The organism is Actinoplanes sp. TBRC 11911, from assembly GCF_012933445.1.
Taxonomy (GTDB): Bacteria; Actinomycetota; Actinomycetes; order Mycobacteriales; family Micromonosporaceae; genus Actinoplanes.
The window spans coordinates 51,483-78,337 of sequence record NZ_JABBNC010000021.1 but is presented as its reverse complement, the minus strand read 5'-3'; the positions used below and the strand labels follow the sequence as shown (position 1 = coordinate 78,337).

The 26,855-nt window shown below is 69.2% G+C and carries 21 protein-coding genes; 11 read left to right on the top strand and 10 right to left on the bottom strand.

Annotated elements, in window-relative coordinates; translation table 11 throughout:
* Positions 1–1,116, top strand: a complete 1,116-nt coding sequence (locus HH310_RS25925) for a LacI family DNA-binding transcriptional regulator (RefSeq protein ID WP_169178253.1) — start codon at positions 1–3, stop codon at positions 1,114–1,116.
* Positions 1,117–1,142: 26 nt separating this feature from the next.
* Here the strand turns inward: HH310_RS25925 and HH310_RS25920 are convergent, their stop codons facing one another.
* From HH310_RS25920 to HH310_RS25895, 6 genes are all read right to left on the bottom strand, one after another.
* A complete protein-coding gene (locus tag HH310_RS25920; protein WP_169178252.1) occupies positions 1,143–2,903 on the bottom strand; it encodes a glycoside hydrolase family 127 protein in 1,761 nt (586 codons plus the stop codon).
* Positions 2,900–3,736 carry a carbohydrate ABC transporter permease gene (locus HH310_RS25915; protein ID WP_312034314.1) on the bottom strand — a complete coding sequence of 279 codons (837 nt, stop codon included), beginning with the start codon at positions 3,734–3,736 and terminating at the stop codon, positions 2,900–2,902. Before HH310_RS25915 ends, HH310_RS25920 begins: the two co-directional genes overlap by 4 nt.
* A complete protein-coding gene (locus tag HH310_RS25910; RefSeq protein ID WP_169178251.1) occupies positions 3,733–4,599 on the bottom strand; it encodes a carbohydrate ABC transporter permease in 867 nt (288 codons plus the stop codon). Before HH310_RS25910 ends, HH310_RS25915 begins: the two co-directional genes overlap by 4 nt.
* 84 nt (positions 4,600–4,683) lie before the next feature.
* Positions 4,684–6,000 carry an ABC transporter substrate-binding protein gene (locus tag HH310_RS25905; protein WP_248294413.1) on the bottom strand — a complete coding sequence of 439 codons (1,317 nt, stop codon included), beginning with the start codon at positions 5,998–6,000 and terminating at the stop codon, positions 4,684–4,686.
* A 69-nt stretch (positions 6,001–6,069) separates the two neighbouring features.
* Complete coding sequence (locus tag HH310_RS25900) at positions 6,070–7,191, bottom strand: aminopeptidase P family protein (RefSeq protein ID WP_169178250.1); 1,122 nt, start codon at positions 7,189–7,191, stop codon at positions 6,070–6,072.
* 173 nt (positions 7,192–7,364) lie between these two features.
* On the bottom strand, positions 7,365–8,399 hold the full coding sequence (locus HH310_RS25895) for an LLM class flavin-dependent oxidoreductase (RefSeq protein WP_312034313.1): 1,035 nt from the start codon (positions 8,397–8,399) through the stop codon (positions 7,365–7,367).
* 64 nt (positions 8,400–8,463) lie between these two features.
* Here HH310_RS25895 and HH310_RS25890 point away from each other — a divergent pair, with 64 nt between their 5' ends.
* Complete coding sequence (locus HH310_RS25890) at positions 8,464–8,814, top strand: helix-turn-helix domain-containing protein (protein WP_312034312.1); 351 nt, start codon at positions 8,464–8,466, stop codon at positions 8,812–8,814.
* On the opposite strand, the gene HH310_RS45855 is transcribed toward HH310_RS25890, so the two are convergent.
* The gene (locus HH310_RS45855) at positions 8,726–9,082 is read right to left on the bottom strand and encodes an esterase/lipase family protein (protein ID WP_396027543.1); all 357 of its coding nucleotides are present in this window, start codon (positions 9,080–9,082) and stop codon (positions 8,726–8,728) included. The two genes, HH310_RS25890 and HH310_RS45855, sit on opposite strands and share 89 nt — an antisense overlap.
* A 213-nt stretch (positions 9,083–9,295) precedes the next feature.
* Between HH310_RS45855 and HH310_RS25885 the strand changes: the two genes are divergently transcribed.
* From HH310_RS25885 to HH310_RS25865, 5 genes are all read left to right on the top strand, one after another.
* Positions 9,296–10,354, top strand: a complete 1,059-nt coding sequence (locus HH310_RS25885) for an amidohydrolase family protein (protein WP_169178247.1) — start codon at positions 9,296–9,298, stop codon at positions 10,352–10,354.
* 154 nt (positions 10,355–10,508) lie between these two features.
* The gene (locus HH310_RS25880; RefSeq protein ID WP_169178246.1) at positions 10,509–11,486 is read left to right on the top strand and encodes an FAD-binding oxidoreductase; all 978 of its coding nucleotides are present in this window, start codon (positions 10,509–10,511) and stop codon (positions 11,484–11,486) included.
* Positions 11,462–12,289, top strand: a complete 828-nt coding sequence (locus HH310_RS25875) for an AraC family transcriptional regulator (RefSeq protein ID WP_169178245.1) — start codon at positions 11,462–11,464, stop codon at positions 12,287–12,289. Before HH310_RS25880 ends, HH310_RS25875 begins: the two co-directional genes overlap by 25 nt.
* Positions 12,290–12,574: 285 nt before the next feature.
* The gene (locus HH310_RS25870; protein ID WP_169178244.1) at positions 12,575–14,383 is read left to right on the top strand and encodes a CocE/NonD family hydrolase; all 1,809 of its coding nucleotides are present in this window, start codon (positions 12,575–12,577) and stop codon (positions 14,381–14,383) included.
* A 73-nt stretch (positions 14,384–14,456) separates the two neighbouring features.
* A complete protein-coding gene (locus HH310_RS25865) occupies positions 14,457–15,401 on the top strand; it encodes an acyltransferase domain-containing protein (protein WP_169178243.1) in 945 nt (314 codons plus the stop codon).
* On the opposite strand, the gene HH310_RS25860 is transcribed toward HH310_RS25865, so the two are convergent.
* The 3 genes from HH310_RS25860 to HH310_RS25850 all read right to left on the bottom strand — a co-directional run bounded on the left by HH310_RS25860 (position 15,398) and on the right by HH310_RS25850 (position 19,168).
* Positions 15,398–16,426, bottom strand: a complete 1,029-nt coding sequence (locus HH310_RS25860) for an NAD(P)-dependent alcohol dehydrogenase (RefSeq protein WP_312034311.1) — start codon at positions 16,424–16,426, stop codon at positions 15,398–15,400. The two genes, HH310_RS25865 and HH310_RS25860, sit on opposite strands and share 4 nt — an antisense overlap.
* Before the next feature lie 72 nt (positions 16,427–16,498).
* On the bottom strand, positions 16,499–17,875 hold the full coding sequence (locus tag HH310_RS25855) for an HNH endonuclease signature motif containing protein (protein ID WP_248294412.1): 1,377 nt from the start codon (positions 17,873–17,875) through the stop codon (positions 16,499–16,501).
* Positions 17,876–18,031: 156 nt separating this feature from the next.
* Positions 18,032–19,168 carry an epoxide hydrolase family protein gene (locus tag HH310_RS25850; protein ID WP_169178242.1) on the bottom strand — a complete coding sequence of 379 codons (1,137 nt, stop codon included), beginning with the start codon at positions 19,166–19,168 and terminating at the stop codon, positions 18,032–18,034.
* Between the two features lie 285 nt (positions 19,169–19,453).
* Here HH310_RS25850 and HH310_RS25845 point away from each other — a divergent pair, with 285 nt between their 5' ends.
* Genes HH310_RS25845 through HH310_RS25830 form a run of 4 tightly spaced genes read left to right on the top strand, consistent with a single transcriptional unit; the run spans position 19,454 to position 26,830 of the window.
* On the top strand, positions 19,454–22,171 hold the full coding sequence (locus HH310_RS25845; RefSeq protein ID WP_169178241.1) for a glycosyl hydrolase family 95 catalytic domain-containing protein: 2,718 nt from the start codon (positions 19,454–19,456) through the stop codon (positions 22,169–22,171).
* 13 nt (positions 22,172–22,184) lie between these two features.
* Complete coding sequence (locus HH310_RS25840; RefSeq protein ID WP_169178240.1) at positions 22,185–23,351, top strand: ThuA domain-containing protein; 1,167 nt, start codon at positions 22,185–22,187, stop codon at positions 23,349–23,351.
* Positions 23,348–26,158 (top strand): PQQ-dependent sugar dehydrogenase, encoded by a 2,811-nt coding sequence (locus HH310_RS25835; protein ID WP_169178239.1) that lies wholly within the window; start codon positions 23,348–23,350, stop codon positions 26,156–26,158. Before HH310_RS25840 ends, HH310_RS25835 begins: the two co-directional genes overlap by 4 nt.
* Complete coding sequence (locus tag HH310_RS25830) at positions 26,159–26,830, top strand: FadR/GntR family transcriptional regulator (protein WP_169178238.1); 672 nt, start codon at positions 26,159–26,161, stop codon at positions 26,828–26,830. It begins immediately after the preceding gene.
* Positions 26,831–26,855: the final 25 nt, after the last annotated feature.

The following is a 26,855-nucleotide window of genomic DNA, read 5'->3' as shown; positions in this document are numbered from 1 at the left end:
ATGCCGACTTCCGCGCGCGGTGCGCGAGCAGAGCCGCCAGACGCACCCGATGCGCTCGAGACGTCGGCGCGGCGCGCGTCCGCACGATCACCGGTCACCATGCGCGACATCGCCGCCGCGTCCGGGGTCTCGCAGAGCACCGTGTCACGCGTGCTCAACAACGCGCCGACCAAGGTTCCGATCGCGCCAGACACCCGGGAACGGGTGATCGAGGCCGCCCGCCATCTCGGGTACCGGCCCAACCCGCTGGCCCGCGGCCTGCGCGGCGCGCCGACGAACCTGATCGGGGCGGTGGTCCGCGACTTCAGCGACGTCTTCTACGCCGGGGTCATCGAGACGCTGGTCGTGGAGTCGATGGCGCACGGTTACAACGTGGTCCTCGGCCACGTGAACGGCCGTCTCGACGCGGGGACGCCGCTCACCACCGTGCTGGAGACGCGGCACACCGACGCGATCATCCTGCTCGGCGACATGCGGGCGTACCCGGAACTGCTCGCCGACCTGCGCGGATCGCCGGTTCCGGTGGTGGCGCTGTGGCAGGGCGGCAGCCCACTGGAGTTCCCCACGGCCAACCCGGACGACCGCGCCGGGCTGCAGGCCGGGCTCGAGCATCTGGCGTCGCTCGGCCACCGGCGGATCGGCTTCCTGAGCGCGGAGCTGCCCAACAACTACCGGATCCGGGAGGACGCGTACGCCGACTTCATGCGCGACCGCTTCGGCGGGGTGCCCGACGGATACCTGCAACGCTGCCCGCTCGACCTGAACGGCGGCGAGTCCGCGCTGCGCCGCCTGATGGCCCTCGCCGAGCCACCGACCGCGGTGGCCGCGTCGACCGACCTGGTCGCGATGGGCGCGCTGCACGCCGCGCACACGCTCGGCATCCCGGTTCCGGCGCGACTGTCCGTGGTCGGCTTCGACGACATCCTCATCGCGTCGCACACGGTGCCGGCGCTGACCACGTTGCGGATGCCGATCGCCGAGATCATCGGCCACGCGGTCGCCGAGGCGGTCACGCTGGCCCGGCACCCGGGCACCGGCCGCGAGCCCAGCCTGGCCACGTTCAAGCCGGAGCTGATCGTCCGCGAGTCGACGGCGCCGCCCGGGAAGCGGCCGTGATCGGGTGCACCGGCCGAAGCCATCGGCTACCTGGGGATCCACACCCGCATGCCGCCGACGCCCCGGTTGGCCCAGGCGAAGTACGGGATCGCGCCGGCCGTCCCGCCCCGGGCCACCGGCACCGCGATGCCCACCATCTCCGGGCCCGGCACGGTGGCGAACGCCCGGTGCCGGTCCCAGGTCAGCTCCTCGATCTCCATGCCCTCCGGGGCGTCGGCCGACTCGACGCAGTAGACGAGCGGGCCGCGTTCCACCGCCACGCAGCCGCGTATCGCGTCGACCCTCGGGTCGGGCTCGGTGATCCGGGGCGGCATGTCCAGGCTCAGCTCGGCGACCTCACCGGGCTGCCAGCGCCGGTGCCGTTTGACGGTGCCGGCCGGGGCGGCGAGGGTGCCGTCCGGTTCGGTGAGGGTCGCGGAGTGGCACCAGCGGGGGACGCGCAGCGACAGCGTCCATGGTTGCGGTGGCGTCTGCTCGATGTGCACGGTGACGCGGCCGTCCCACGGGTAGGCGGTGCGTATCCGTAACCGGATCGGCCCGGCGATGACGTCCGCCGAGGCGTACTGGTGCAATTGGATCCCGGTGTCGTCGTACGTCGCGAGATATTGCTGCCAGGAACCGAGCAGGCGCATCAGGTTGGGCGGGCAGCAGGCGCAAGCGTACCAGGGCCGGCGGCCGGCGGTGCCGCCGGGCGCGCGACGGGTGCGTAGTTGCAGCGGGTTGGTGTAGAAGAAGCGGGTCCCGTCGAGCGACACCCCGCTGAGCACGCCGTTGTAGAGGGTCCGTTCGATCGCGTCCGCGTAGCCGGCCTCGCCGGTGGCCAGCAGCAGCCGCCAGGCCAGCATCACGCTCGCGATGGCCGCGCAGGTCTCCGCGTACGCGCGGTCGGGCGGCAGCTCGTACGGGTCGCCGAACGCCTCGTCGCGGTGCCGGCTGCCCATGCCGCCGGTCAGGTACGTGCGGGTGTGCATCAGATCATTCCAGCGGCGGCGCACGGCGGCGAGCAGCTGGTCGTCGCCGAGCTCGACGGCCACGTCCACGGCGCCGCAGTCCAGGTACAGCTGCCGGACCGCGTGACCGGCGACCGAGGCGGCGTCGCGTACCGGCTCATGATCCTGCCAATAGGTCGGCCCGAACCGTTCCGCGCCGCGCAGCCGCCCGTGTCCCCGCATGTCGAGCATCGCGGCGGCCCGCGTCAGGTAGCGCCGGTCGCCGGTCACCCGGGTCAGCTCGACGAGCGCCATCTCGACGCCGGGATGACCGTCCACCAGCGACTCGGTGAGCAGATGCTCGGCCGCCCGCACCGCGATCGTGAGCAACCGGTCGTCGCCGCGCGCCCGATGCCACGCCACCGCCGCCTGGATGAGGTGGCCGGCGCTGTACAGCTCGTGCCCCCAGGACAGGTCGCGGTACGGCACGCCGCCGCCGACCACCTGCACGTAGCTGTTCAGATAGCCGTCGCCGCGCTGTGCCGCGGCCACCAGGGCGATCACCTCGTCCGCGGCGGCCGCCAGGTCGTCGTCGGCCGACCAGCCGACCGCCTCGAGCCATTTGTAGACGTCCGAGTCGAGGAACGGCAGATCCCCCCGGTACGCCCCGGCCCCGCCCGCCGCCAGCCGCAGGTTCTCCAGGTTCCCGGCGCGGCGGAGCTGGTCGAGCCCGTGCGGGATGGTGCGTTCCCGGTTGATCCGCACCCGATCGGCCCAGAACCCGTCGACGAGCTGGACCTGCCGCGCGTCGAACGGCTTGCGCACGGTCCGGGACGGCTGTACCACGACGACACTCATTTCACGGCTCCGCTCATCAGACCGGCCATGTAATACCGCTGCAGCAGCAGATAGACGAGCACGCACGGGATGATCGAGATGGTGACGCCGGCCTGCAGCATGCCCCAGTCGGTGCCGCCGAGGCTGGTCTCGGTCCGGGCGGTCGCCAGGATCACCGGCAGCGTGAACTTCTCGCTCGAGCTCATCATCACCAGCGCGCCGAGGAACTCGTTCCAGGACGTGATGAACGCGAACAGGGTCACGGTGACGATCGCCGGCACCGTGGGCGGGATGAAGATGCGCAGCAGCACCTGCAGCGACCCGGCCCCGTCCATGACGGCGGCCTCCTCGATCTCGCGCGGCACCGCGGCGAAGCTGTTACGCAGGATGTACAGGCTGAACGGCAACTGGATCGCGGTGTGCAGCACGGCCAGGCCGGTCAGCGAGTTGGTCAGCCCGATCTTCGCGAACATCAGGAACATCGGGGTCAGCAACGCCTGGTACGGCACGATCAGCGAGAGCAGCAGGACCACGAAGATCAGCTCTTTCGCCGGGATCGGGAACCGGGCCAAGGCGTACGCGCAAGGAACCGTGAGCACCAGTGTCAGAATGATCGTCAGGACCGCGGTGCCGGCGCTGTTGCCGAGGTAGGTGAGCAGCCCCTCCTGGTAATGCCACAGCCGCCGGTAGCTGTCCAGGCTCACCCCGTGCGGCAGGTAGGTGGGCGGGGCCGTGGCCGCCTCGGCGGTCGGCTTGATCGAGGCCAGCACCGAGTAGAGCAGCGGCAGCAGCATGATCGTGGCGATCGCGACGCAGCCGGCTCCCACCAGGTATCCCGGTCGCCGGACGGTCACGACTCACTCCGGCGGGTGAGGACGAGCTGCACGATGGTGAACGCCAGGATGGTCACCGCCAGGATCAGCGACAGCGCCGCGCCGTAACCGAGTTTCAGATACGGGAACGAGTTCAGGTAGACGAAGAAGACCGAGGTGGCCGTCTCGTTCTGCGGCTGCCCGGCGGTCATGATGTAGAACTGGTCGAACGCCAGCAGCGAGCCGATCACGCTGACCAGCGTCACCAGCAGCAGCGTTCGCCTGGTCAGCGGCAGCATCACCCGGCCGACCCGCTGCCAGTACCCGGCGCCGTCGACCAGGCTCGCCTCGGTGATCTCGGCAGGGATGGCCTGGATCGCCCCGACGAACAGGATCATGCCGAAGCCGATGACCTTCCAGACCACCGAGGTGCTGATCGCCAGGTTCGACACGGTCGGGTCGACGCCGAGCCAGAGCACCGGCTGGTCGATGATCCCGAGGTCCAGCAGGATCCGGTTGATCACCCCGAAGTCGGTGCTGAACAGCCAATACCAGAGCAGGCTCGACACGCCCAGGCCGATCACCACGGGTACGAAGATCACCGTGCGGGTGACGCCGCGGATCCGGGAGGCCGGCGCGGTGAGCAGGGCCAGCAGGTAACCGCCGACGATGAGCACCGGCGTGACGATCGCGGTGTATTCGAGGGTGAACACGAACGACACCCAGAACTGCCGGTCGCCGAACGCCTGCCGGAAGTTGTCCAGGCCGATGAACCGGGGCGCGCTGATCAGCGACCACTCGTGCAGCGACATCCAGATCATCCGGCCGAGCGGGTAGACCGTGAACACGCCGACGAACACCAGCGCCGGGGCTACGTAGGCCAGGCCGATCCACCGGTTCCGCATGCCTCTACCTCCGCGACGGCGACGGCGTCGTGTCCAGCGGCGCGGTACTCGTTCTTGCTTCGCCCCGCCGGACACGACGGGCTTTCAGGATTTGGACGCTATGTCCTTCATGGACTTCTTCGCGTCCGCGATCACCGTGTCGAGGTTGTCGTCGCTGTAGTAGGCGCGCTGCAACATCTTCAGCCACGGCCCCTGCGGCGAGTTGATCTGCTCGAAGAACGTCAGCGTGTACGGCGTACGACCCACGGTCAGCGCCTTCGCCACGTCCTGCACGAGCGGTTCGGCCTTGAAGTACTTGTTGTCGACCATGTCGCCGCGCGTGGTCAGGTTCAGCGCCTTGGCGTACACCTCGACCTGGACCTCGTCGGAGAGCAGGAACTTCATGAAGTTGACAGCGTCGCTGACCCGGTCGCTGCCCTTGGGCACCACCACCAGGTCGCCGCCAATGAACGAGGCCGACGTGCCGGCCGTCATGCCGGGCAGCAGCGAGACGCCGAACTTCATCGACGGGTTCTGCTGCCGGGCCAGCGTGATGTTGAAGTTGCCGGTGCCCATCATGCCGACCTTGCCGGTGCCGAACTGCAGGTGGAACGTCTCGCCGTTCTCGGTCCGGTCGCCGTCGTGGACGTTGCCGGCCTTGACCATGTCGCGTTCGAACTGCAGCACCTGCTTCACGCCGTCGCCGACGAGCGGTTCGTCGCCCGGCCCGGCCGCCTCGATCTTGGCGCCGGAGGCCCACATGAGCGGCCCGACCGTGAAGATGTTGCACCCGGCGCAGTTGCCGGGCAGGTAGTAGCCCTTCACCCCGCCGCCCAGCGCGGTGATCTTGTCGGCGTAGGCGCGCAGCTCGCTCAGGCTGGCCGGCGGCTTGTCCGGGTCGAGTCCGGCCTTCTGGAACAGGTCCTTGTTGTAGAACAGCGCGGACACGTCGGCGTAGAGCGGCACCCCGTAGAGCTTCTGCTCGTACGTCGCGACCGTCATGTGCCCCTTGCTGGCGGTGGTCAGCTCGGGCCAGCCGCTGGTGCGCCCGGTGAGGTCGACCAGCTGGCCCGCCTTCTCGAACTGCGGCGCGTAGATCAGGTCCATCCCCATCAGGTCGGGGACCTGGCCGGACGCGATGCCCTGAGCGATCTTGCCAACCATCTCCGTGTGCGGGATGTAGGTCAGCTTGATCGGGCACTCGGCGTTCTTGGTGTTCCACGCCTGGACGAGCATGTCCACCATTTCCTTGTTGCCGCCCGAGCGCTCCCACATGGTGAGCTCGCCTTTGCTGGCGCAACTTGTCGTGGCCGCCACTGTCTGGCCGGCGGTGGAATCTGGTGACTCAGCCCCCTCGGAGCAGCCCGCGACCCCGATCATGGCCGCGACCGTCAGGAGGGACAACCGCTGACGGGTTTTCATGGCTCGGGACCGTACTCCGCACCGCATACGTTTGCATACATACGTTTGCGCGCATGGGCGTCGGGTGTTTCAACGGACTATTCGCAACTCCCGGTCCGTATTGTTGAGGCGCCGCCCGCCCTCCGGCGTCACCGTGACGATGTCCTCGATCCGCACGCCGAACCGCCCCGGCAGGTAGATCCCCGGCTCGATCGAGAAGCACATGCCCGGCACCAGCGGCTGCTTCTCACCCTCCACCATGTACGGCGGCTCGTGCGTGGTCACCCCGATCCCGTGCCCGGTCCGGTGGATGAACCACTCCCCGTACCCGGCCTCGGTGATGACCCGCCGCGCGACCCGGTCGATCTCCTCGCACGCCACCCCCGGCCGGACCGCCTCGAAGGCTGCTTGCTGCGCCTCCCGCACGATGTCATGAACTTTCCGGACTTCTTCCCCCGGTTCCCCCACGTGCACGGTCCGGGTGGTGTCCGAGCCGTACCCGTGCCGCAGCCCGCCGAAGTCCAGCACCACGGTGTCGCCGTCCTGGATCACCCGCTCGCCGGCCTCGTGGTGCGGGTTCGCCCCGTTCGGCCCCGACCCCACGACGGTGAAGTCCACCTGCTCATGCCCGAACTTGCGCAGCAGCCCGGCGAGGTCCGCGGCCACGTCCAGCTCCCGCCGCCCCGCAAAGGCCACCCCGACAATTTCCCCGTACGCCTCATCGGCCGCCGCACCCGCACCAGCGAGCCGTGCGAGCTCGTGTGCGTCCTTGACGGCGCGCAGCATCGGCAGGCCGTCGGTGAGCGCCGTGAACCGCAGCTCCGGCAGCGTGCGTTGCAGCCCGAGCAGGTGCAGCGCCCAGGTCGTGTCCGACATGCCGAAGGCGCCTCGATTGCCCAGCAGCGGCGCGACGCCGGCGTAGGGGTTGTCGCCGTCGCGCCAGTCGCGCATCTCCAGTGCCGGCGCCCCCGCGGCGGCCTCGGCGTCCGGCCGTTCCAGCGCCGGCACCATGAGCACCGGCGCTTTCCCCGGGCGCAGGATCAGCAGCGTGAGCCGCTCGGTGATCGCCGTCGGCCGATACCCGGTGAGCCACGACAGATCCGGTCCGGGCGCCACGAGGACGCCGGCGAGCCCGGCCGCCGCCGCGGCATCGGCGGCCCTGGTCATACGCGCGGCATAGTCGTCGCTGGTGAACGCTGCGGGGTCAGTCATCGTCGCCTCCGGACGCATAGGGGGCCTGACCGGGGATGGGGACGGTCGGGCGCGCGGGCCGGCCTCAAGCATCCGGCACCGCCGCGCGCCCCGGCATCATGCGGCACGGACGACGTCGCCACGTGTGAACCCGCGCGGTGTGGGGATCTGCGACGGTCCCGGCGGGCGGGTGCCTAGGCGGCCGGGACCGGGGCCAGGAGCTCGCGGACGCGCGGGACGACCTCGCGGCCGAACAGCTCGATGGTGCGGGTGCGGGCCTCGCTCGGCAGGCGCAGGATGTCGTACTTGAGGTCGAAACGGCTCAGGTGCAGGTCGCGGGCCATGGCGGCGATCTTCTGGGCGACCGTCTCCGGCGAGCCGACCACCAGCGCGCCGGTGGGACCCACCTCGGCGTCGTAGCTCGCGCGGGTCGGGGCGGGCCAGCCGCGCTCGATGCCGGTCTGCCGGATCACTGGCTCCCAGTAATTCCAGTAGAGGTCCGCGGCCTCGTCGTCGGAGTCGGCGATCAGGCCGATCGAATGGACGCCCACCGGAAGCGGCGGCCGGTCGAAGTGCTCCAGCGCCCGGACGTAGAGGTCGACGTGGCCGGCGAAGCGCCGCGGGCTGCCGCCGATGATCGCCAGCATCAGGGGCAGGCCATTGGCGGCGGCGCGGACCACCGAGTTCGGGCTGCCGCCGACGCCGATCCAGGTGGGAATGCCGCCGGGCCGCATCCTCGGGTGCAGCAGCACGTCGTTCAGCGGCGCGCGGACGGTGCCGGACCAGGTCACCGCCTCCTCGCGCATCAGCCGCAGGAACAGCTCCAGCTTGTCCTCGAACAGCTGCTCGTAGTCGGTCAGGTCGTAGCCGAACAGCGGAAACGACTCGATCGCGGACGCCCGGCCGAGGATCAGCTGCGCGCGACCGTTCGACAGCGCGTCGAGGGTGGAGAACTGCTGGTACAGGCGTACCGGATCATTTGTGCTCAGGACCGTGACCGACGTGCCCAGCCGGATCTTCTCGGTGGCCGTGGCCATCGCGGCCAGCAGCACCGGGGTGGCCGAGTCGTTGTAGCCCTCGCGGTAGTGCTCGCCGACGCTGAACACGTCCAGGCCGACCGACTCGGCGAGCTTCGCCTCCTCGACCAGCAGCCGCACGCTCTCGGCGTCGCTCAGGTCACGGCCGCCGGTCGAGCTGATCTCCCCGAAGGAGTTGAGTCCGAATTCCACGCCGCCACCCTGCACCGCGACCCCCGGGCTCGCAAACCGGGGGATAGTCGCTAACCTTGGGAAAGTGACGACTCTGGACTTGCCGTCGGCCGAGAGCCCGGGCACCTGCTTCGCCGTGCAGCACGCCGCCGACCTCGTCGGGCAGCGCTGGGCGGCGGCCATCCTCTGGGCCGGCGTGCAGGGCGCCCGCCGCTTCACCGAATATCGCCGGATGGTCGCGGGGATCTCCGACAAGGTCCTCGCCCATCGCCTCAAGGACCTGGAGGCGCAGGGCCTCCTCCGGCGCGAGGTCATCCCGAGTACGCCGGTGCAGATCCTCTACTCGGTTACCGAGGACGGCGCCGAGCTGATCGCGCTGCTCCTGCCGGTGGTGAAGTGGAGCAACCGCCGGCGCGAGAAGCGACTCGCGGGTTAGCCGCAGGGCCTGACGTCAGTAACTCGGCGAACTGCGCGACAATCGGCGCCCACAGACCCGCGGCCGAGTGCGCTACGAGAACGGTGTCCTCGGGCTCGCCCACGGCAGCGTCGATCGCCGCGACGAACGACTCGGTGGTGGCCGCCGGATCGGCGCCGGGCAGATCGACCGCTCGCACGCGATGGCCCCGGCGCTGCAACTCGGGAATCAGTTTCCGCCAATGCCAGGCGGAATGAAAAGCGCCGTGCAGCAACACGAATTCGGTCATTCTACAGCCTCCCCAGAAAGCGTTTATGAGGCCTTTATCCGGCGTCGCGGCGAGTATATCCGGACAATTTTCGGGAGGTGCCGGGCGAACATTCGGGCATGCGCCATACGGATCGTGATCACCGCGTCCGGGAAGGCCTTCGCGGTGACCGGGCCGGGTCCGGCTCCGCCCGGAGAGCGCGACCCGGTCGACAGGGGGTGGCACGCTGAGCCGATGGCTGTGTTGCGGGTTCGGGGCTTCGCGCTTCCTTCGGGCGAGCCGGTCGACCTCTATGCCGACGGTGACCGGTGGACGTCGGATCCGGTGGCCGGCGCCGACCTGGTCGCCGAGGGCTGGATCGTGCCGGGACTGGTGGACGCGCACACCCACCCCGGCGCGTCGGATCCGGGCCGGCCGCTGGATGCCGGCATCCTCCGGGAGGACCTTCGCGCGCATCTCGCGTCCGGTGTCACGCTGATTCGCGCGCCCGGCCTCGCCGGTGATCCGCCGGACTGGTTCGGGCGCTCCGACGACAGCCCGCGGGCGCTGCACGCCGGACCGTGGATCGCGCAGCAGGGGCAGTTCTTCGACGGCTGGGGCCGCCGGCCGGCGACGGCGGATCTGCCCGCTGTCGCCGCCGAGCAGGCAGCCCGTACGGGATGGGCAAAGGTTGTGATCGACTGGCTCGCCGACGACGACGTGATGCCGGTTGCGGTGCTGCGGGCGGCCGTCGCGCGCGTGCACGCGGTGGGTGGGCGGCTCGCGGTGCACTCCCAGCACGCGGCGGGTGGCCGGGTCGCGGTCGAGGCCGGCGTCGATTCGCTGGAGCACGGTATGGGCCTCGACCCGGAGCTGCTGCCGCGGATGGCCGCGCGGGGCATCGCGCTGACGCCCACGCTGTCCGGGATCACCGAGTCGCTGCGGCGGATCAACGCCGATCCCGAGCGGGCGCGGACGAGCTGGTACGTGCCCGGGGCGAGCGCGCACGGCCGACTGACCGCGGCCGCCGTCGAGGCCGGGGTGACCGTCCTGGCCGGTACGGATTCGCGACCGCACGGACAGATTACGCGGGAGGTGCGGGCGCTGGTGGCCGCCGGCGTGTCTCCGCATGAGGCGATCGCGGCCGCCTCCTGGACGGCCCGGTCGTACCTGGGTCTGCCCGGCTTGCAAGAGGGCGCCCCGGCGGACGCTGTCGTGTTCGACGCCGACCCGCGCACCGACCTCGGCCAGCTCGACAAGCCGCGCGCCGTGATCGTCCGCGGAAAGCTGTTCACCGGCGGCCGGCCCGCATGATCGCGGCACCTTCACCGAAGAGAGCCGGTTTGTCCGTTTAACTCTGGACTATGTGATCAGTTTTCTGGACTCCGTGCTGTGGGGGCCCGCCCGCTCGGACCCTAGCTTCGAAACGGCCTATTCAGGGCGGTCGACGTTAGCGGGGACGGGCGAAATGAATGATCCGGTGTCGGAAGAATTGCGTGGGGTCGTGGCCGGGCCGGTGCTGCTGCCGGGGGACGCGGGATTCGCCGACGAGGTCGCGGTCTACAACCTGAACAACTATCTGGAGCCGGCGGTGGCGGTCGGGGTCACGAGTGTCGCCGACGTGCGGGCCGTGGTTCGGCTCGCCGCGGCACGGCGGCTGCCCGTGGCGGTGCGCACCACCGGGCATCAGGTGGCCCAGCATGCGGGCGGCGCGATTCTGATCAACACCTCCCGGATGGACGGCGTACGGATCGACGCGGACGCCCGGACGGCGCGGGTCGAAGCGGGAGTCCGGTGGAGTGCGGTGACGGCCGCCGCGGCGGAGTACGGATTGGCGCCGATGAGTGGCTCCACTCTTTCCGTCGGCGTTGTCGCCTACCTGCTCGGCGGCGGGCAGAGCCCGGTGTTCGGTCGCTCCCAAGGGTACGCGGCTGACCACGTACGGGAGATTGAACTGGTGACCGCCGACGGTGAGCTGCGGCAGGTGACCGCGGCCGACGAACCCGATCTGTTCTGGGCCTTGCGTGGCGGCAAGGGCAATTTCGGGGTGGTGACGGCGATCGAGTTCGACCTGTTCCCGGTCAGCGAGTTCTACGGTGGCGGGCTGCATTTCCCCGGGGAGCGGATGGCTTCGGTTCTGCGGGTATGGCGTACGTGGGCTCTTACGCTTCCGGAAGAGGCCACCACCTCCGTCGCCGTGCAGCGACTTCCCCCGATTCCCGAGCTGCCGGAACCGTTGCGTGGTGCGTTTGTGTTGCACGTGCGATTCGCTTTTCTGGGATCCACCGAGGACGGTGCGCGTTTGCTGGCCCCGATCCGGGCTGTCACGGCGGCGATTCTGGACGATGTCCGCACCCGGCCGTACACCGAAAGCGCCCTGATTCACGCTTCGCCGAGTACCGGCACATCCGCGTCGGCGCCGTGCTGCGCGGCCACATGTGGCTGAACACCGGCGGGGCCGAGCCGTTGCTGCTACGTGCCGGCGATTGCTACCTGCTGACGAGCGGCGACGCGTACGCCGTGGGGTCGGACCCGGATCGCCCGGCCGACGACGGCATGGCCGTTTTCGAGGCGGCCTGGCCGGACACGGTCTACCACAACGTGGCGCCGGGGGTGCCCGGTGAGACCTCGGCGATCAGCGGCGCGCTGGCGTTCGACGAGACGACGGCGGCCCTGCTCGTCGAGCACCTGCCCGCGGTCTCGGCGATCCGGTCCGGGACGCCCGCTGCCGCCGCCTTACGCCCGGTGCTGGAGATGCTGGCGCAGGAGACTTCGACGGACATTCCGGGCACCGGCGCGATGCGCGACCACCTGACGCACATCCTGTTCGTGCAGACCCTGCGCGCCGTGCTGACCGGCGCCGGGACGCCGACGGGCTGGCTACGGGCCTTGGGTGACGAGCGCCTGCGGCCGGCGCTGGCGCTGATGCATCGCCACCCCGCCGAGCCGTGGACACTGCCCAAGCTGGCCGCCGCGGCGGGCATGTCCCGCAGCACGTTCGCGCAGCGCTTCAAGGACACGGTCGGGCTGGCCCCGCTGGACTATCTCGCCCGGTGGCGGGTGCAGTCCGCGGCTCGGTTGCTGCGGGCGACCGATCGCACGATCAGCTCGGTGGCGAAGGAGTTCGGCTTCGGCACCGAGAACTCCTTCATCCGCACATTCAAGCGGGTGACCGGCCAGTCCCCGGCGCGCTACCGCCTGAACCGCCGTACCGAGCGAACGTCAACGCAGTTCCCGATAGCTGCCTGAAAAAATTGCCTGGACAAGCCGTTTCGTACTGCGTTGCAGTGGCGGGCAACGGCTCGAGGGTGAGCCGCATACCGAGGGCCGAACGCGTCCGCCGGATCGGCGGCTCGGACGCCGTACGGGATCGTGTCGCATTGATCGGATAGCCCGGCAATCGACCCATGCGTGTCTATCTCCCCGAAGCGTCCCCTGGAGATCAAACCAATCGCCTCGCGAGCCTCCAAACAGGATGATGATCGGCTAGCGTCAGGGTCGCAGAGATACTTCTCTATGGCTCGGGGAGGCCAGATGACCATACGCAGACGGGTGACCGTCGGCGCGCTGATCTCGGTGGCGGCTCTCGCCCTCAGTGGCACGGCGGCCGCCGCGGCGCCGTCGCACACACCGGCAGCGACCCAAGGGGGCATCACCCACGAGGAGAACCCCCGCGTACCCGAAGGGGCGGTGTGGACGGAAGTTTACTTCCCGTCCGCCGACCACAGTGGCGTCCAGCTTCACGCCGACGTCCTCCGGCCGGCGAACCTGCCGCGCCACGCCAAGACTCCGGTCATCCTCGCCGTCGGGCCCTACTTCGGCCACGCCGGTCAGACCGGGCCGGAAGGGTGGACCCAGACCGGGCCCTCGAACCGGTTCGAGGACTTCACCAGCGGCACCAACCTGTTCGCCCGCGGCTACAGCTACGTGATGGTCGACCTGCGCGGCTTCGGTGGCAGCACCGGCTGCCTCGACTGGGTCGGGCCCGGCGAGCAGGCCGACGTGAAGGCCGCCATCCAGTGGTCGGCGAGCCAGCCGTGGTCGACCGGCAAGGTGGGCATGTACGGCAAGTCGTACGACGCCGTGACCGGGCTGGTCGGCAACAACCTGCGCCAAGGGGCCCTCAAGGCGGTCGTGGCGCAGGAGCCGGTGTGGAACATGTACAACTACCTGTTCAGCAACGGTGTGCCCCGGCCCAACGTGACCGGCACCCCGAACGCGTACAACGGTATCGCCACGATGGCGCCGCTGGCCGACGACAGCGACCACTACAAGGCGAACGCGAACTACGAGGTGAGCCACCCCGAGTGCCTCAGCGACAACCTGACGAACAACAACAACCCGGACCTGGACTCATCGTACTGGCGGGCGCGTAACCTCGCGGCGAAGGCCAAGGGCACGGACACTCCGCTGTTCATCACCCAGGGCTTCATCGAGAACAACACCAAGCCCGAGGACACCGAGGAGTACCTCGACAACCACCGCGGCGTCGAGCGCGGCTGGATGGGCCAGTGGGAGCACGTCCGCGGCAACGAGACCAACGCGGCGGGGCAGCTGCTGCAGGGCCGCGCCGGGTTCTTCGACGAGGTCATGCGCTTCTACGACCGCTACCTGAAGGGCATCAAGTCGCCGGTCCACGACCCGGCCTTCGCCATCGAGGACAGCACCGCCGTCTGGCGCGCGCAGTCCACCTGGCCGACGCCGACGTCGGACACCACGGCGAGCCTGCCGGACGGGCAGTACGTCGACGACGGCATCGCCTCGGCACTAGCGGCACCGGCCCCGGCCGAGGGCCAGCAGTGGGACATGGAGCACGCGACCGACACCGCACCGCTGGCCGCGAAGAGCCTCGCCCCGCTGGTGGCGGCGGCCGACACGCACAGCTACTACGGATGGTCCACGCCCACGAAGTCTCGGGTGCGGATCACCGCCACGCCGCGGATCTCGTTGAACGCGAGCGCCGCGGGCAACGTCATGGTGCGGTTGTGGGACGTCGCACCGGGCGGGACCTCGGTCATGTTCGACGAGAACGTCGCGCTGATCTCGCGGGCCGGCAAGGTCACGTTCGACCTGAAGTCCACCGACTGGACCTTCGAGGTAGGCCACCAGCTCGGCGTTCAGATCGGCACGATCGGCAGCAACAGCTGGCGCGACACCCCGAGCGGCAACACGATCCAGGTCTCCCGGGCGAAGCTGAGCCTCGACCTGCAGAACCCGAAGTTCGACGTGCCGACCCAGGGCGGTCGGTCACCGTTCCTCGACACATATCTGAGGCAGTTCACCCGTACGCTCTCGGACGTCGGTGCGGGGACCTTCCCGCTCGCCGTCCGCGATCGGCACTGACGAGCTCGCAGCAGGGGGTGGACCGTCTCGCGGCGGTCCACCCCGCGTCGGACCAGCCGGTAGGGTCGCGCACGTGGATCTGGATGTCGCCGCGTCGCGGCTCGGGGTGCCGGTCGAGGATCTCGAGCGCGTACGACGGCTTGCCGGTGACCATCCGTCGGCGCCGCTGCCGGACAAAGTAGACGCTCCCGCTCTCCTTGACCGGCTCGGGGTGCGGCCCGATGACGCCGCCGAGATCATGGCCGGCTGGCCCGATGCCGGGTCTCCGCTGTGGACTCCTGAGCTGCGCTGGCTGCTCGACCGCTCGATCGCGCTGGTGCGCGCGGACCTCGCTGGCCATGCCTGGCTGGTGCCCGGTCCCGAGTTGCCGCGTGAGCGCGGATTCGCTTGGCGGCATCTGTACGTGTACGGGTATCTTGCGCTTGTCGACGTCGTCCGGGCGTACCACCGGAAGCATGGCATTTCCGACGACGTGTCCTGGGTGACCCTCGCCGATTTGGGGCGCAACCTCGCGATCGACCGGCGGATGCGCGGCGAGGGCTGGCCGATCATGCAGAGCTGGCTGACGCTGCACGCGCGGGGCAGCCTCTACGAGCTGGGGCGGTTGCAGCACCAGCGCGGCGACACCAGTATCGACCTGCACATTCCGGACGCGGGGCCGCTGAGCCCGGAGTCGGTCACGGCGTCGCTCGACCGGGCCCGCGCGTTCTTTCCGCGGCACTTTCCGGACGAGCGGTACACGGCGTTCTCCTGCGGCTCGTGGCTGCTCGACCCGCAGCTGCTGGAGTACCTGCCCGACGATGCGAACATCGTGCGGTTTCAGCGACGGTTCGATCTGGAGGCGTACGAGGAACCGGAGGGGTTGAACGCCGATGTCGAGGTGCGGCGTTTCGTGTTTCGCAGTTTGAGCACGCCGCTCGACCGGTTGCCGCGGCGCACCGTGCTGCAGCGCGCGATCGTGGACCACCTGCGGGCGGGGCGTCACTGGTATTGGCGGCGCGGCCACTTCCCGATCTAATCGAGCGAGTCCATGCTGAGCACGACGGCGCCCACGCGCTGCTCGGTGTCGACGCGGCGGTGGGCGGCGGCCGCCTCGGACATCGGGTAGACGCGGTCGACGATCGGCCGGATCTGGCCGGCCTCGATCATGGCGGTGAGTGTTGTCAGGTCCTCCGTCGTCTCGGGGGCGAAGGCGGTGGTGACGCGCGGGGTCGTCGCCGAGCGGAGCAGCACCGGCAGGCGCGGGTTGCCGTTGAGATAGCGGCCGCCCGGCTGGAGCATGCCGAGGAGACGGCGGAACGGGCTGGCCGGGACCATGTCGAAGATGACGTCGAAGCGGCCGCCCATGGTGGTGACATCGGCCGTCGTGTAGTCGACGAAGTCGTCGGCGCCGAGACGGCGGACGAACTCCTCCTTGATGCCGTGGTCGACCGCGGTGATCCGGGCGCCCATCGAGCGGGCGATTTGCACGGCGTGGGCGCCGATGCTGCCGCCGGCCCCGATGATCAGCACATGCTCGCCGGCTTTGATTGTCGCCCGTCGCATGAAGTGCAGAGCGTTGAGGCCGCCGAGCGGGACGGCGGCGGCCTCGGCGAACGTCATGTTCTTCGGCTTGGCCGCGAGGGCGGCGCTCGCGGGCAGGACGACGTACTCGCCGTAGGCGCCCAGGTGGAGGCCGGCCGCGCCGTAGATTTGGTGGCCCGGGGCGAAGCGGGTGACCCGTTCGCCGACCGACACCACCTCGCCGGCGAAGTAGCCGCCCAGGATCCGCCGTCGCGGCCGGAAGACGCCGACCGTGATCCGCAGGGGCAGCCAGATCCATTTCACCGAGTACCGGAAGCTGCGGAACTCGCAGTCCGATTTGGTCGCTTCGGCGGCCCGTACGCGGATCAGCACGTCCCGATCGCCGGGGACCGGGGCCGGCACGTCCGCCAGGTGCAGGACGTCCGGCCCGCCGTAACGGGTGTAGACGACGGCTTTCACGAAGCCATCGGACCGGTTGGCCGGCCGCTCCGTCAACGTGGTGTATCTGGATGCCCTCACCAAACACATGGTGGTGAGCCAGACGCCCGACGGCGCCGCGACCTTGTGCGCCGAGGTCGATGTCCGGCTACTTCACGGTCCTGCGCTCTGCTGGTCGTCGAGGATAGGCGGGTGGGCGTGGTAGAGGTTGCGGCGGGGTCGTTGGTGGGGGTCGATGTTCGGCGGTGGGATGAAGTCGGGGTGCCGGTCGGGGCCGAGGCGGATGTGCCAGCCTGTGGTGGGGTGGTGGATGAGTCGGTGGTGGTGGCGGCAGAGCAAAACCATGTTGTCCAGGGTGGTGGGACCGCCGTCGGTCCAGGCGGTGATGTGGTGGGCGTCGGTCCAGCGGGGTGGGCGGTCGCAGTCGGGGAAAGCGCAGCCGCCGTCGCGGATGTGCAGAGCGCGGCGTAACGCTGCGGTCGCGAGCCGGCGGGTGCGGCCGGTGTCGAGGATCTGGCCGGCGCTGCCGAGTACGACGGGCAGGATGCGGGCGTCGCAGGCCATCTGCCGTACGGTCGTGGCGGACAGGCGTTCGCCGGTGTCGGTGACGGCGGTGCCCAGGGTGCGGGTCAAGGGTTGGTAGGCGACGGTGACCGCGACTTGGGGTGCTTCGCCGCCGTCGTCGGGGAGCTGGCCGGTGCGCAGGGTCAGCCGGCAGATCTCGACCAGGGCGTCAGCGCGGCGTTGCGCGGGGGTGCGGTCGTCTTCGGGCAGTGGCTGGCACAGGGGGTGCAGGGCGGCCTGGACGGTGGCGGCGTCTTCGATGCCGAGCACACCGGAGAGCCGCACGAGGCCGTCGAGCGGCAGGGACAGGGTCAGGCCGCGTCGGCGTCGGGCGCGGGCTTCCTGGCGGGCGAGGGCGGCTTCGTCGGCGCGGTCGGCCACCTCGGGTGCGACGTGCGCGAGGATGCGTTCGCCGATGCGGCGTAGCTGATAGGCGGGTAGCCGGGCCGCCATCTCGATCATCGTGTGCTCGGCGTCGTGCACGATGCGGGACACGTCGGCTGCGGGGAGGTCGTTGTGGTCGGCGAGGTCGGCGGGGATGGCTTCGATGGTGGCGGCGATCACGGCGGCCTGACGGGTGTCGGTGTGCCGGTCGAGCATCGCCTGCTCGATGACCGGGTGTTGTGCGGCGGTGGCGGCTTCGGTGAGGTCGCGGGCGGGTTGTGGATCGAGCATCAGCAGGGCGCGTAGCCATCGGGTCGTGGAGCGGTGGCCCGCCGCTGCGGGCAGGCCGCGGGTGGTGGCCTGCCGCACCAGCCGGGCCTGCAACACCAGAGCGCTCTGTTCCAGGCGGTGTGCTGCCCGGAGCAGGTCGGTGAGCTCGTCGTCGGAGAACGGCCACAGTGCGGCGGCGGCGAGTTTCGCCGCGTCGTCGCCGAGCTGTTCCAGTTCTGCCATCACGCCGACGATTATCGAACACCCGTACGACAGTTTCGCCGGGCGCCAGATCGCCGCGGAGATCCACATTCACCATATGAAACCTGCGTGACGCCACTCCGAACCGGCTTGACGGTCCCGCCCGTCGGGCCGGTCTACGCATTCGGCCGGCGGGCGGTTGAAGCTGCCACGCGGACACGTCATGCCTATACGCACAGGGGGCTCGCCTCCAGGTAACCACAGCCCTCAGCGGACCTGGCGGAAGAACGTTCGCACGTCGTCGACCAGCAGGTCCGGGGCCTCCAGGGCGGCGAAGTGGCCGCCGCGGCTGAACTCGGACCAGTGCACGACGTCGTGGTCGCGTTCGGCGAGCGGGCGGATCGTGACGTCGTTCGGGAACACCGCCACGCCGGTCGGCACCGGGGAGCGTTCCGCGGTCTGGCCCCAGCTGCGGGCGTCCTCGTAGTAGATGCGCGCGGCCGAGCCCGCGGTGCCGGTCAGCCAGTAGACCGAGACGTCGGTGAGGATCAGGTCGCGGTCGACGGCGTCCTCGGGGATCTCGGCGGCGGGGTCGGTCCACTCCTTGAATTTCTCGACGATCCAGGCGAGTTGGCCGACCGGCGAGTCCGTCAGGGCGTACGCGATGGTCTGGGGTCTTGTCGACTGAATGATGGCATATCCGGACATGTCCTGACCCCACCTCGTCATCAGGTCGAGGCGGGCCTGGTCGGCCGGGTCGAGGTCGGCGAGCGGGCCGGACGGGAACGCGATCAAGTTGTTGACGTGCACTCCGACGACATGATCGGGGTCGACGCGGCCGACCTGCGGGGAGACGATCGCGCCGGTGTCGCCGCCCTGGGCGCCGTAACGCTCGTAGCCGAGGCGGTCCATCAGCGAAGCCCACGCGCGCGCGACCCGCGACGTGCTCCACCCCGAACCGGCGAGCGGGCTGGAGAACCCGAAGCCGGGCAGTGACGGCGCGACGACGTGGAACGCGTCCGCGGGGTCGCCGCCGTGCCGCGCGGGATCGGTCAGTGGTCCGATGATCTTCAAGAACTCCACGATCGAGCCGGGCCAGCCGTGCGTGAGCAGCAGCGGCAACGCGTCCGGCCGGGGCGAGCGGACGTGCAGGAAATGCACCGGCTGCCCGTCGAGGACGGTGGTGAACTGGGGAAACTCGTTCAGGCGCGCCTCGTGGGCCCGCCAGTCGTACTTGGTGCGCCAGTGGTCGGCCAGGTCCCGCAGGTAGTCGGGCGGCACCCCGGCCTCCCAACCGGCGCCGGGCACCGGGTCGGGCCAGCGGGTCTGGGCGAGCCGCCGGTGCAGGTCGTCGAGGCGGTCCTGGGGGATATCGATCCGGTACGGGCTGATGTTCGCATTCATGACAGTCACGCTAGAAGCAATTGAGGACAACTTCTGTCCGCAGTCATACATCCGTGAGCTCGCCGACACCGGGCATCCACCGCGACCGAGCCGCCGAGCGCCAGCACCGCAACGTGGGGTCTGGGGTCGCCCCCAGGTAAATCCAGCAAACATCGGATCTCTGGGCGGTCGAGAAAAACTTGATCACGGCCGAATCAAGCAGCATGCGAGCGCTTTTACCCACTCCGCGAGACATCGATGCCCAACAATTGACTGCGGCAGACATCCCATGTTAAGCCTTCCGTCATGAGAGCGTTCCGCATGGCGGCGGCCGGCCTTCTGATCGCCGGTCTCCTCGTCGCCCACCCCTCCCCCGCGAGCGCCGCCCCCACCGACGCGGCGTTCAACTCGAGCACCGGCGCGCTGAACGTCGACTACGCCGGCTACCTGTCGAAGCACGACATCGTCTACAACCGCCCCAACACCAATCCCCTGTACGGGCTGACGGTCGGCAACGGCCGCACCGGCGCGATGGCGTGGGCCCAGAACGGGCTGACCATGCAGGTGTCCGGGGTGGATCTGGCCGAGCAGTCGACGTACGCGGCCGGGAACCTCAATCTCGCGCTGGCCGGCACGTCGTCCCAGCAACGGCTTTCCCTGTACGACGGCACGCTGACCACCACGTACGACAACAACCGCACCGTCACCGTGATGGGCGCCCCGAACTCCGAGGTGATGGGCGTGCACGTGGACGGGAGCGCCGCGACCGGCACCGTCGCGCTCGACCTGAGCCTGTGGGACATGAACACGGTGCAGAACATCGCCGACGTGCCCGACCTGAACACGTGGCGCACGGTCAGCACGTACGCCGACTCGACCGGCGCCGGGCTCAGCCGCGGGCAGACCGACGCGAACGGATTCGGCTACACATTCGCGGCGACCGTCGAAGGCGCCGCCTACACCGCGCAGGCCGTGAACGGCACCCGCGTGCGGCTGACCATCACGCCGTCGTCGAGCTACACCATCTGGTTCACGGCGGCGAGCCGGATCAACGCGCCGAGCCGCAACTCGGTTCAGCAGGCGCGCAACCAGCTCGCGGCGGTCAAACAGACCGGCTACGCGAGCACGCTGACCAGCTACAAGAACTGGTGGCACAGCTTCTGGGCCAAGAGCTTCGTGCAGTACAACGCCGGCGGATCCGACTATCTGGAGAACGTCTACTACCTGGCGACCTACATGATCGCGGCGGGTGGTTACGGGAACTATCCGGTGCATTTCATCAACGGGGTGTTCCGGGCGACCCAGGACAACTCCAAATGGAGCAACGGCTACTGGTACTGGAATCAGCGCGACGTCTACAACTCGTTCTACGCGTCCAACCACGCCGACCTGATGAAGACGTTCAACAACCTCTACTCGCGGAACACGAACGCGCTCAAGGCGTACACCCAGACGCGATACAACACCGATTCGCTCTGGGTGCCGGAGACGATGGGCTGGGACGGCAACGCGCGCGGCACTGTCGGCAGCGATTTCGTCAACGACATCTACTCGACCGGCACCGAGGCCGCGTACAACATGTACCAGTACTACCGGTACACGAATGACACCGCGTATCTGCAGAACGTCGCCTATCCGTACATGAAGGACTCGGTTCGCTTCTATCAGAACCGCCTGTCGCGCAACGGATCCCAGTACTACATGGCGAGCTCGAACGCGCACGAGACGTACTGGGATGTCAAGAACGCCCTGACCGATCTGGCCGCCGTCCGCCTGTTGTTCCCCCTCACCATCGCGGTCTCCACCCAGCTCGGCGTCGACGACAATCTCCGGGCCGGTTGGCAGGACGTGCTGAACAACCTCGCGCCGTACCAGGTCAGCAACGGCGCCTACCTGCCGCACGACCCGCCCACGGCGCAGATCCGTAACGGCGAGAACGTGGCCCTGGAGCTCGTCTGGCCGTACGACCAGACCGGCATCGGTTATCCCGACACGCAGACCGCGGTCAATACCTGGAACGTGCGCCCGTTCCCGTACGGCAACGTCTGGGCGAACGACCACGTGCACGCCGCACGGCTCGGCCTCGGCGAACAGGCGTACCAGGGAATGCGGACCATGCTGCAGAAATACCAGAATTATCCGAACGGGATGACGAACAACACCAACGGCGTGTTCGAGTATCTCGGCATCCACCTGGCCGCGATGAACGAGTCGCTGATGCAGTCCTACAACGACAAGATCCGGGTGTTCCCGGCCATCCCGAACGACAGCAATTTCGTCGGCAAGTTCAGCCTGCTCGCCAAGGACGGCTTCGTGGTCAGCTCCGAACGGGAGGCCGGCGAGACCAAATACGTCGGGATCCGTAGCCAGTTCGGCAAGCAGGCCCGCGTGGTCAACCCGTGGGGCACCCAGCAGATCCGGGTGCGCCGCACCTCCGACAACGCGATTCTCACGACGGTTTCGACCGGTGAGGTCAGTTTCGCGACCGCGGCCGGCACCAATTACGTCGTGGAGAGAACCGCCAAACCCCTTTCCTCGTACGCCTCGACGACGCTCACCGGCACCGCCAACCAGAACGTCAAGTCGCTGAGCGGCACCGCGTCCACGCTCGGGCTCGGCACCGCGACCGGCGGCGGTGGTGGCACCGCGCTGCTCGCCCAGGCCAACAACCAATATGTCAGCGCGCCGAGCAACAGCCCGCTCATTGCCAGCGCGACGGCGATCGGCGCGAACGAGCGCTTCGACCTGGTCGACCTGGGCGGCGGCAACGTGGCACTGCGATCGAGAGCCAACAATATGTATGTCTGCGCCGAGAACGCCGGCGCCAACCCGCTCATCGCCAACCGCACCGCGGTCGGCCCGTGGGAGACGTTCGCCCGGATCAGCAACAGCGACGGCACGATCAGCCTCCGGGCGACGGTCAACAACAAATACGTGGTGGCCGAGAACAGTGGCGCCGCCGCGCTGATCGCGAACAGGGACGCCATCGGTCCCTGGGAGAAATTTACGCTCGTCAACGGGTAAGGAGTCAGCCCCCATGCTGCGACGCCTCACCACCGTCCTGTCCGCCCTCGTCCTCCTCCTCATCGCCGCGCCGGCGATCCCCGCGCCGGCGGCGGCACCCGTCACCAAGGTTCTGGTCTTCTCGAAGACCGCCGGTTTCCGGCACGACGCCATCCCCGCCGGCATCGCCGCGATCCAGACGCTCGGCAGCCAGAACGGCTTCTCGGTGACGGCCACCGAGGACGCCGGCCAATTCACCACCGCCAATCTGGCGCAGTACCAGGCGGTGGTCTGGCTCTCCACCACCGGCGACGTGCTGAACGCGACGCAGCAGACCGCGTTCCAGTCGTACATCGCGGCCGGCGGCGGTTACGTCGGCGTGCACGCGGCGGCCGACACCGAATACGACTGGCCCTGGTACGGCGGGCTGGTCGGCGCCTACTTCAATTCACATCCGGCAATTCAACAGGCCACGGTACGCGTCGAGGACGCCACCAATCCGGCGACGGCACATCTGCCGGCGGCGTGGGTCCGCACCGACGAGTGGTACAACTACCGCGCCAATCCCCGCGCGAACGTCCGCGTGCTGCTCAGCCTCGACGAAAGCACGTACTCGGGTGGCTCGATGGCCGGCGACCACCCGATCACGTGGTGCCAGAACTACCAGGGTGGCCGCGCCTTCTACACCGGGCTCGGGCACACCCAGGAGTCGTACGCGGATGCGAACTTCACCCGGCTGCTCCTGGGCGGGATCCGCTTCGCCGGCGGCGCGGTGACCGCGGACTGCACGCCGCGCACCAACCCGGTCCCGGCCGGCACCGCGCTGCGCTCGAAGGCGAACAACAAGTTCGTCAGCACCGCGGCCGGCAACCTGATCGCCAGCGCGACCACGGCGTCGACGGCCGCCGAGCGCTTCGACATCGTGCCGCTGACCGGGAGCAACGTCGCGCTGCGGTCCAAGGCGACCGGCCAGTACGTCTGTGCCGAGAACAGCGGCAACAACCCGCTGATCGCCAACCGCGCCGCCGTCGGGTCCTGGGAGACGTTCACCCGGATCACCAACAGCGACGGCACGGTCAGCTTCCGCGCGACGGTCAACAACCGTTACGTCACGGCGGAGAACGCGGGTGCGTCCGCGCTCATCGCCAACCGCACCGCGATCGGCCCGTGGGAGAAGTTCGACCTCGTCACCGGAGGATGACCATGCGTCTGTCCAAGTATCTGGCCGCGCTGCTCCTCGGCGTCACCGGCGCGGTCGCCGTGGCCACCGTTTCCGAAGCCGCGGACATCCCCGCCGCGGACTACCAGCAAGTGTCGCTGGCCAGCGGCAGCGCCGAGCTCGGTGAGGCCATGTCGCTGGCGGTGCTGCCGAACCGCTCGGTCATCCACACCGCGCGCAACGGCACCGTGCGGGTCACCGACGCGGCGGGCAACACCAAGGTGGCCGCGAACATCCCGGTCTACACGCACGACGAGGAAGGGCTGCAAGGTGTCGCGGTCGATCCTAACTTCGCCAGCAACCGCTGGATCTATCTCTACTACTCGCCACCCCTGAGCACCCCGGCCGGGGACGCGCCGACCACCGGCACGGCGGCCGACTTCAACGCGTGGAAGGGTCATCTCAACCTGTCCCGGTTCACGCTCAACGCGGACGACACCATCAACATGTCCAGTCAAGTCGTCGTGATGACCGTGGACAACGACCGCGGCCAGTGCTGCCACGTCGGCGGCGACCTCGACTTCGACGCGGCCGGCAACCTGTATCTGACCACCGGCGACGACACCAACCCGTTCGAGTCGCAGGCGTTCACCCCGATCGACGAGCGCACCAACCGCAACCCGCAGTTCGACGCGCAGCGCTCCGCGGCGAACACGAACGACCTGCGCGGCAAGGTGCTGCGGATCAAGCCGCAGGCGAACGGCACGTACACGATCCCGGCCGGCAACATGTTCGCGCCGGGCACCGCGAACACCCGCCCGGAGATCTACGCGATGGGCTTCCGTAACCCGTTCCGGATGAGCGTGGACAAGCCGACCGGCATCGTCTACCTCGGCGACTACGGGCCGGACGCGGGCGCCGCCGATGCGAACCGCGGGCCCGGCGGGCAGGTCGAGTTCGACCGGATCACCGCGCCCGGCTTCTACGGCTGGCCGTACTGCACCGGCGGCAACTCGACCGCCGAGACCTACAACGAGTACACGTTCCCGTCCGGGCCGTCCGCAGCCAAGTACAACTGTGCCGGCGGGCCGACGAACAACTCGTTCCGCAACACCGGCCTGCCGACGCTGCCCGCCGCGAAGCCCGCCTGGATCCGGTACGGCTTCGACTCGACGCCCCCGGAGTTCGGCGGTGGATCGGAGTCCCCGATGGGCGGCCCGGTCTACCGGTACGACGCGGCGCTGAACTCGGCGGTCAAGTTCCCGCAGTCGCTGGACGGCCGGTACTTCGCCGGTGAGTACGGCCGCCGCTGGATCAAGGCGATCCAGGTCAACAGCAACGGCACGTACGGCGAGATCAGCGGCTTCCCGTGGTCCGGCACGCAGGTGATGGACATGGCGTTCGGGCCGGACGGCGCGTTGTACGTGCTCGACTACGGGACCGGGGCGAACAATCAGGCGCTGTACCGGATCGAGTACATCGGGGGTGGCAACCGCAGCCCGGTGGCGGTGGCGACGGCGAACAAGACGTCCGGGCCGAGTCCGCTTACCGTCACCTTCTCGTCGGCCGGGAGCAGTGACCCGGAAGGCGGGGCGCTGAGCTACCTGTGGACGTTCGGTGACGGGACCTCCTCGACGGCGGCCAACCCCGTCAAGACGTACGGGAGCAATGGGAATTTCACCGCGACACTGCGGGTGACCGACCCGACCGGGCTGAGCGGCACGGCCAGCATCCCGATCACGGTCGGCAACACCGCGCCGACCGTCACGTTGACGACGCCGGCCGACGGCACTTTGTTCAGCTTCGGCGACACGGTCCCGTTCACGGTGACGGTCAGTGACCCGGAGGACGGCACCATCGACTGCACTAAGGTGACCGTGACGTACCTGCTCGGGCACGACAGCCACGCGCACCAGATCACCTCGAAGACCGGCTGCAGCGGCACGTTGACCGTGCCGGCCGACGGCGAGCACGACAGCGCGGCGAACATCTTCGGGGTGTTCGTGGCCTCGTACACCGACAAGGGCGGGCTGACCGGCACCAGCCAGCGGACGCTGCAGCCGCGGCACCGGCAGGGTGAGCACTTCGGCACCCAGTCGGGCGGCGTGCAGGTCGCGACGCACGCGAACGCCGAGGGCGGCGCGACGGCCGGGTTCATCGACAACGGCGACTGGATCTCGTTCCGGCCGTACAACCTGTCCACGGCGACCCGGTTCACCGCGCGGGTGGCGTCGGCCGGCGCGGGCGGGACGATCGAGGTGCGCAGCGGGTCGGCGACCGGACCGCTGCACGGCACGGCGACCGTCGCGAACACCGGCGGATGGGAGACGTACGTGGATGTCAGCACCGCGCTGACGAACGTGCCATCCGGTCCCACCCAGTTGTATCTGGTGTTCAAGGGCGGTGCGGGCAACCTGTTCGATGTGGACGCCTTCACGTTCGACACCGGCGTGGCGCAGCCGACCGGCTCGACCCTGAAAGCGCTGGTGAACAACCAGTTCGTGTCGGCGCCGAACACGACCACGGCGCTGATCGCCAACAAGGCGACCGCGGGTGCCACCGAACGGTTCGACGTGGTCGACCTGGGCGGCGGCAATGTGGCGCTGCGGTCGCGGGCCAGCGGCATGTACGTCTGTGCCGAGAACGCCGGGGCGGCGGCACTGATCGCGAACCGGGCAACCGTCGGGCCGTGGGAGACGTTCGCGCTGATCCGTAACGCGGACGGAAGTGAGAGCCTAAGATCGGCGGCCAACAATATGTACGTGACGGCGGAGAACGCCGGGGCCGCACCGCTGATCGCCAACCGGGCGGCCATCGGGGCGTGGGAGAAATTCGATCTGGGAGGTTAGATGGCGCTCACCGACGAGGCGATCAACAAGATAAAGCGGATGATCACCTCCGGTGAGATGGGTCCCGGTGACCGCCTGCCGCGAGAGGCCGACCTGGCGGAACGGCTCGGCCTCTCGCGCAACTCCCTGCGCGAGGCGGTACGCGCGTTGTCGACGATCAACGTGCTGGACGTCCGGCAGGGCGACGGCACGTACGTGACCAGCCTGGATCCCGCGCTGCTGCTGGACACGTTGAGTTTCGTGGTCGACTTCCACCGCGACGACACCGTGCTGCAGTTCTTCGAGGTGCGGCGGATCCTCGAGCCGGCCGCCACGGCGCTCGCGGCGGAGCGGATGTCGGTGGCCGACATCGGGAAGCTGCAGGTGCTGCTCGACGAACTGAGCACGGCGCCGTCGGTGTCCGCGCTGGTGGCGAACGACCTGGAGTTTCATCGCCGGATCGCGGCCGGGGCGGGCAACGCGGTGCTCTGCTCGCTGATCGACGGGTTGTCCGCGCCGACCACCCGGGCCCGGATCTGGCGCGGGCTGACCCAGGAGGGGGCGATGGCCAAGACGCGCGAGCAGCACCAGGCCATCCACGACGCTCTGGTCGCGCGGTCGCCGGAGCTGGCCCGGTCGTGGGCGACCGTCCACATTGCCGGGGTGGAGGAGTGGCTGCGGCAGGCGACCTGAATCACAAGAAGTTTCGGCTCGTCGT

Coding starts and splice junctions, on each gene's coding strand:
- HH310_RS25880 (WP_169178246.1), top strand. CDS start 10,509: ATGAATGATCCGGTGTCGGAAGAATTGCGTGGGGTCGTGGCCGGGCCG.
- HH310_RS25835 (WP_169178239.1), top strand. CDS start 23,348: ATGACCATGCGTCTGTCCAAGTATCTGGCCGCGCTGCTCCTCGGCGTC.
- HH310_RS25925 (WP_169178253.1), top strand. CDS start 1: ATGCCGACTTCCGCGCGCGGTGCGCGAGCAGAGCCGCCAGACGCACCC.
- HH310_RS25855 (WP_248294412.1), bottom strand. CDS start 17,875: ATGTGGATCTCCGCGGCGATCTGGCGCCCGGCGAAACTGTCGTACGGG.
- HH310_RS25850 (WP_169178242.1), bottom strand. CDS start 19,168: ATGAATGCGAACATCAGCCCGTACCGGATCGATATCCCCCAGGACCGC.
- HH310_RS25885 (WP_169178247.1), top strand. CDS start 9,296: ATGGCTGTGTTGCGGGTTCGGGGCTTCGCGCTTCCTTCGGGCGAGCCG.
- HH310_RS25910 (WP_169178251.1), bottom strand. CDS start 4,599: ATGCGGAACCGGTGGATCGGCCTGGCCTACGTAGCCCCGGCGCTGGTG.
- HH310_RS25905 (WP_248294413.1), bottom strand. CDS start 6,000: ATGAAAACCCGTCAGCGGTTGTCCCTCCTGACGGTCGCGGCCATGATC.
- HH310_RS25900 (WP_169178250.1), bottom strand. CDS start 7,191: ATGACTGACCCCGCAGCGTTCACCAGCGACGACTATGCCGCGCGTATG.
- HH310_RS45855 (WP_396027543.1), bottom strand. CDS start 9,082: ATGACCGAATTCGTGTTGCTGCACGGCGCTTTTCATTCCGCCTGGCAT.
- HH310_RS25830 (WP_169178238.1), top strand. CDS start 26,159: ATGGCGCTCACCGACGAGGCGATCAACAAGATAAAGCGGATGATCACC.
- HH310_RS25920 (WP_169178252.1), bottom strand. CDS start 2,903: ATGAGTGTCGTCGTGGTACAGCCGTCCCGGACCGTGCGCAAGCCGTTC.
- HH310_RS25870 (WP_169178244.1), top strand. CDS start 12,575: ATGACCATACGCAGACGGGTGACCGTCGGCGCGCTGATCTCGGTGGCG.
- HH310_RS25840 (WP_169178240.1), top strand. CDS start 22,185: ATGCTGCGACGCCTCACCACCGTCCTGTCCGCCCTCGTCCTCCTCCTC.
- HH310_RS25845 (WP_169178241.1), top strand. CDS start 19,454: ATGAGAGCGTTCCGCATGGCGGCGGCCGGCCTTCTGATCGCCGGTCTC.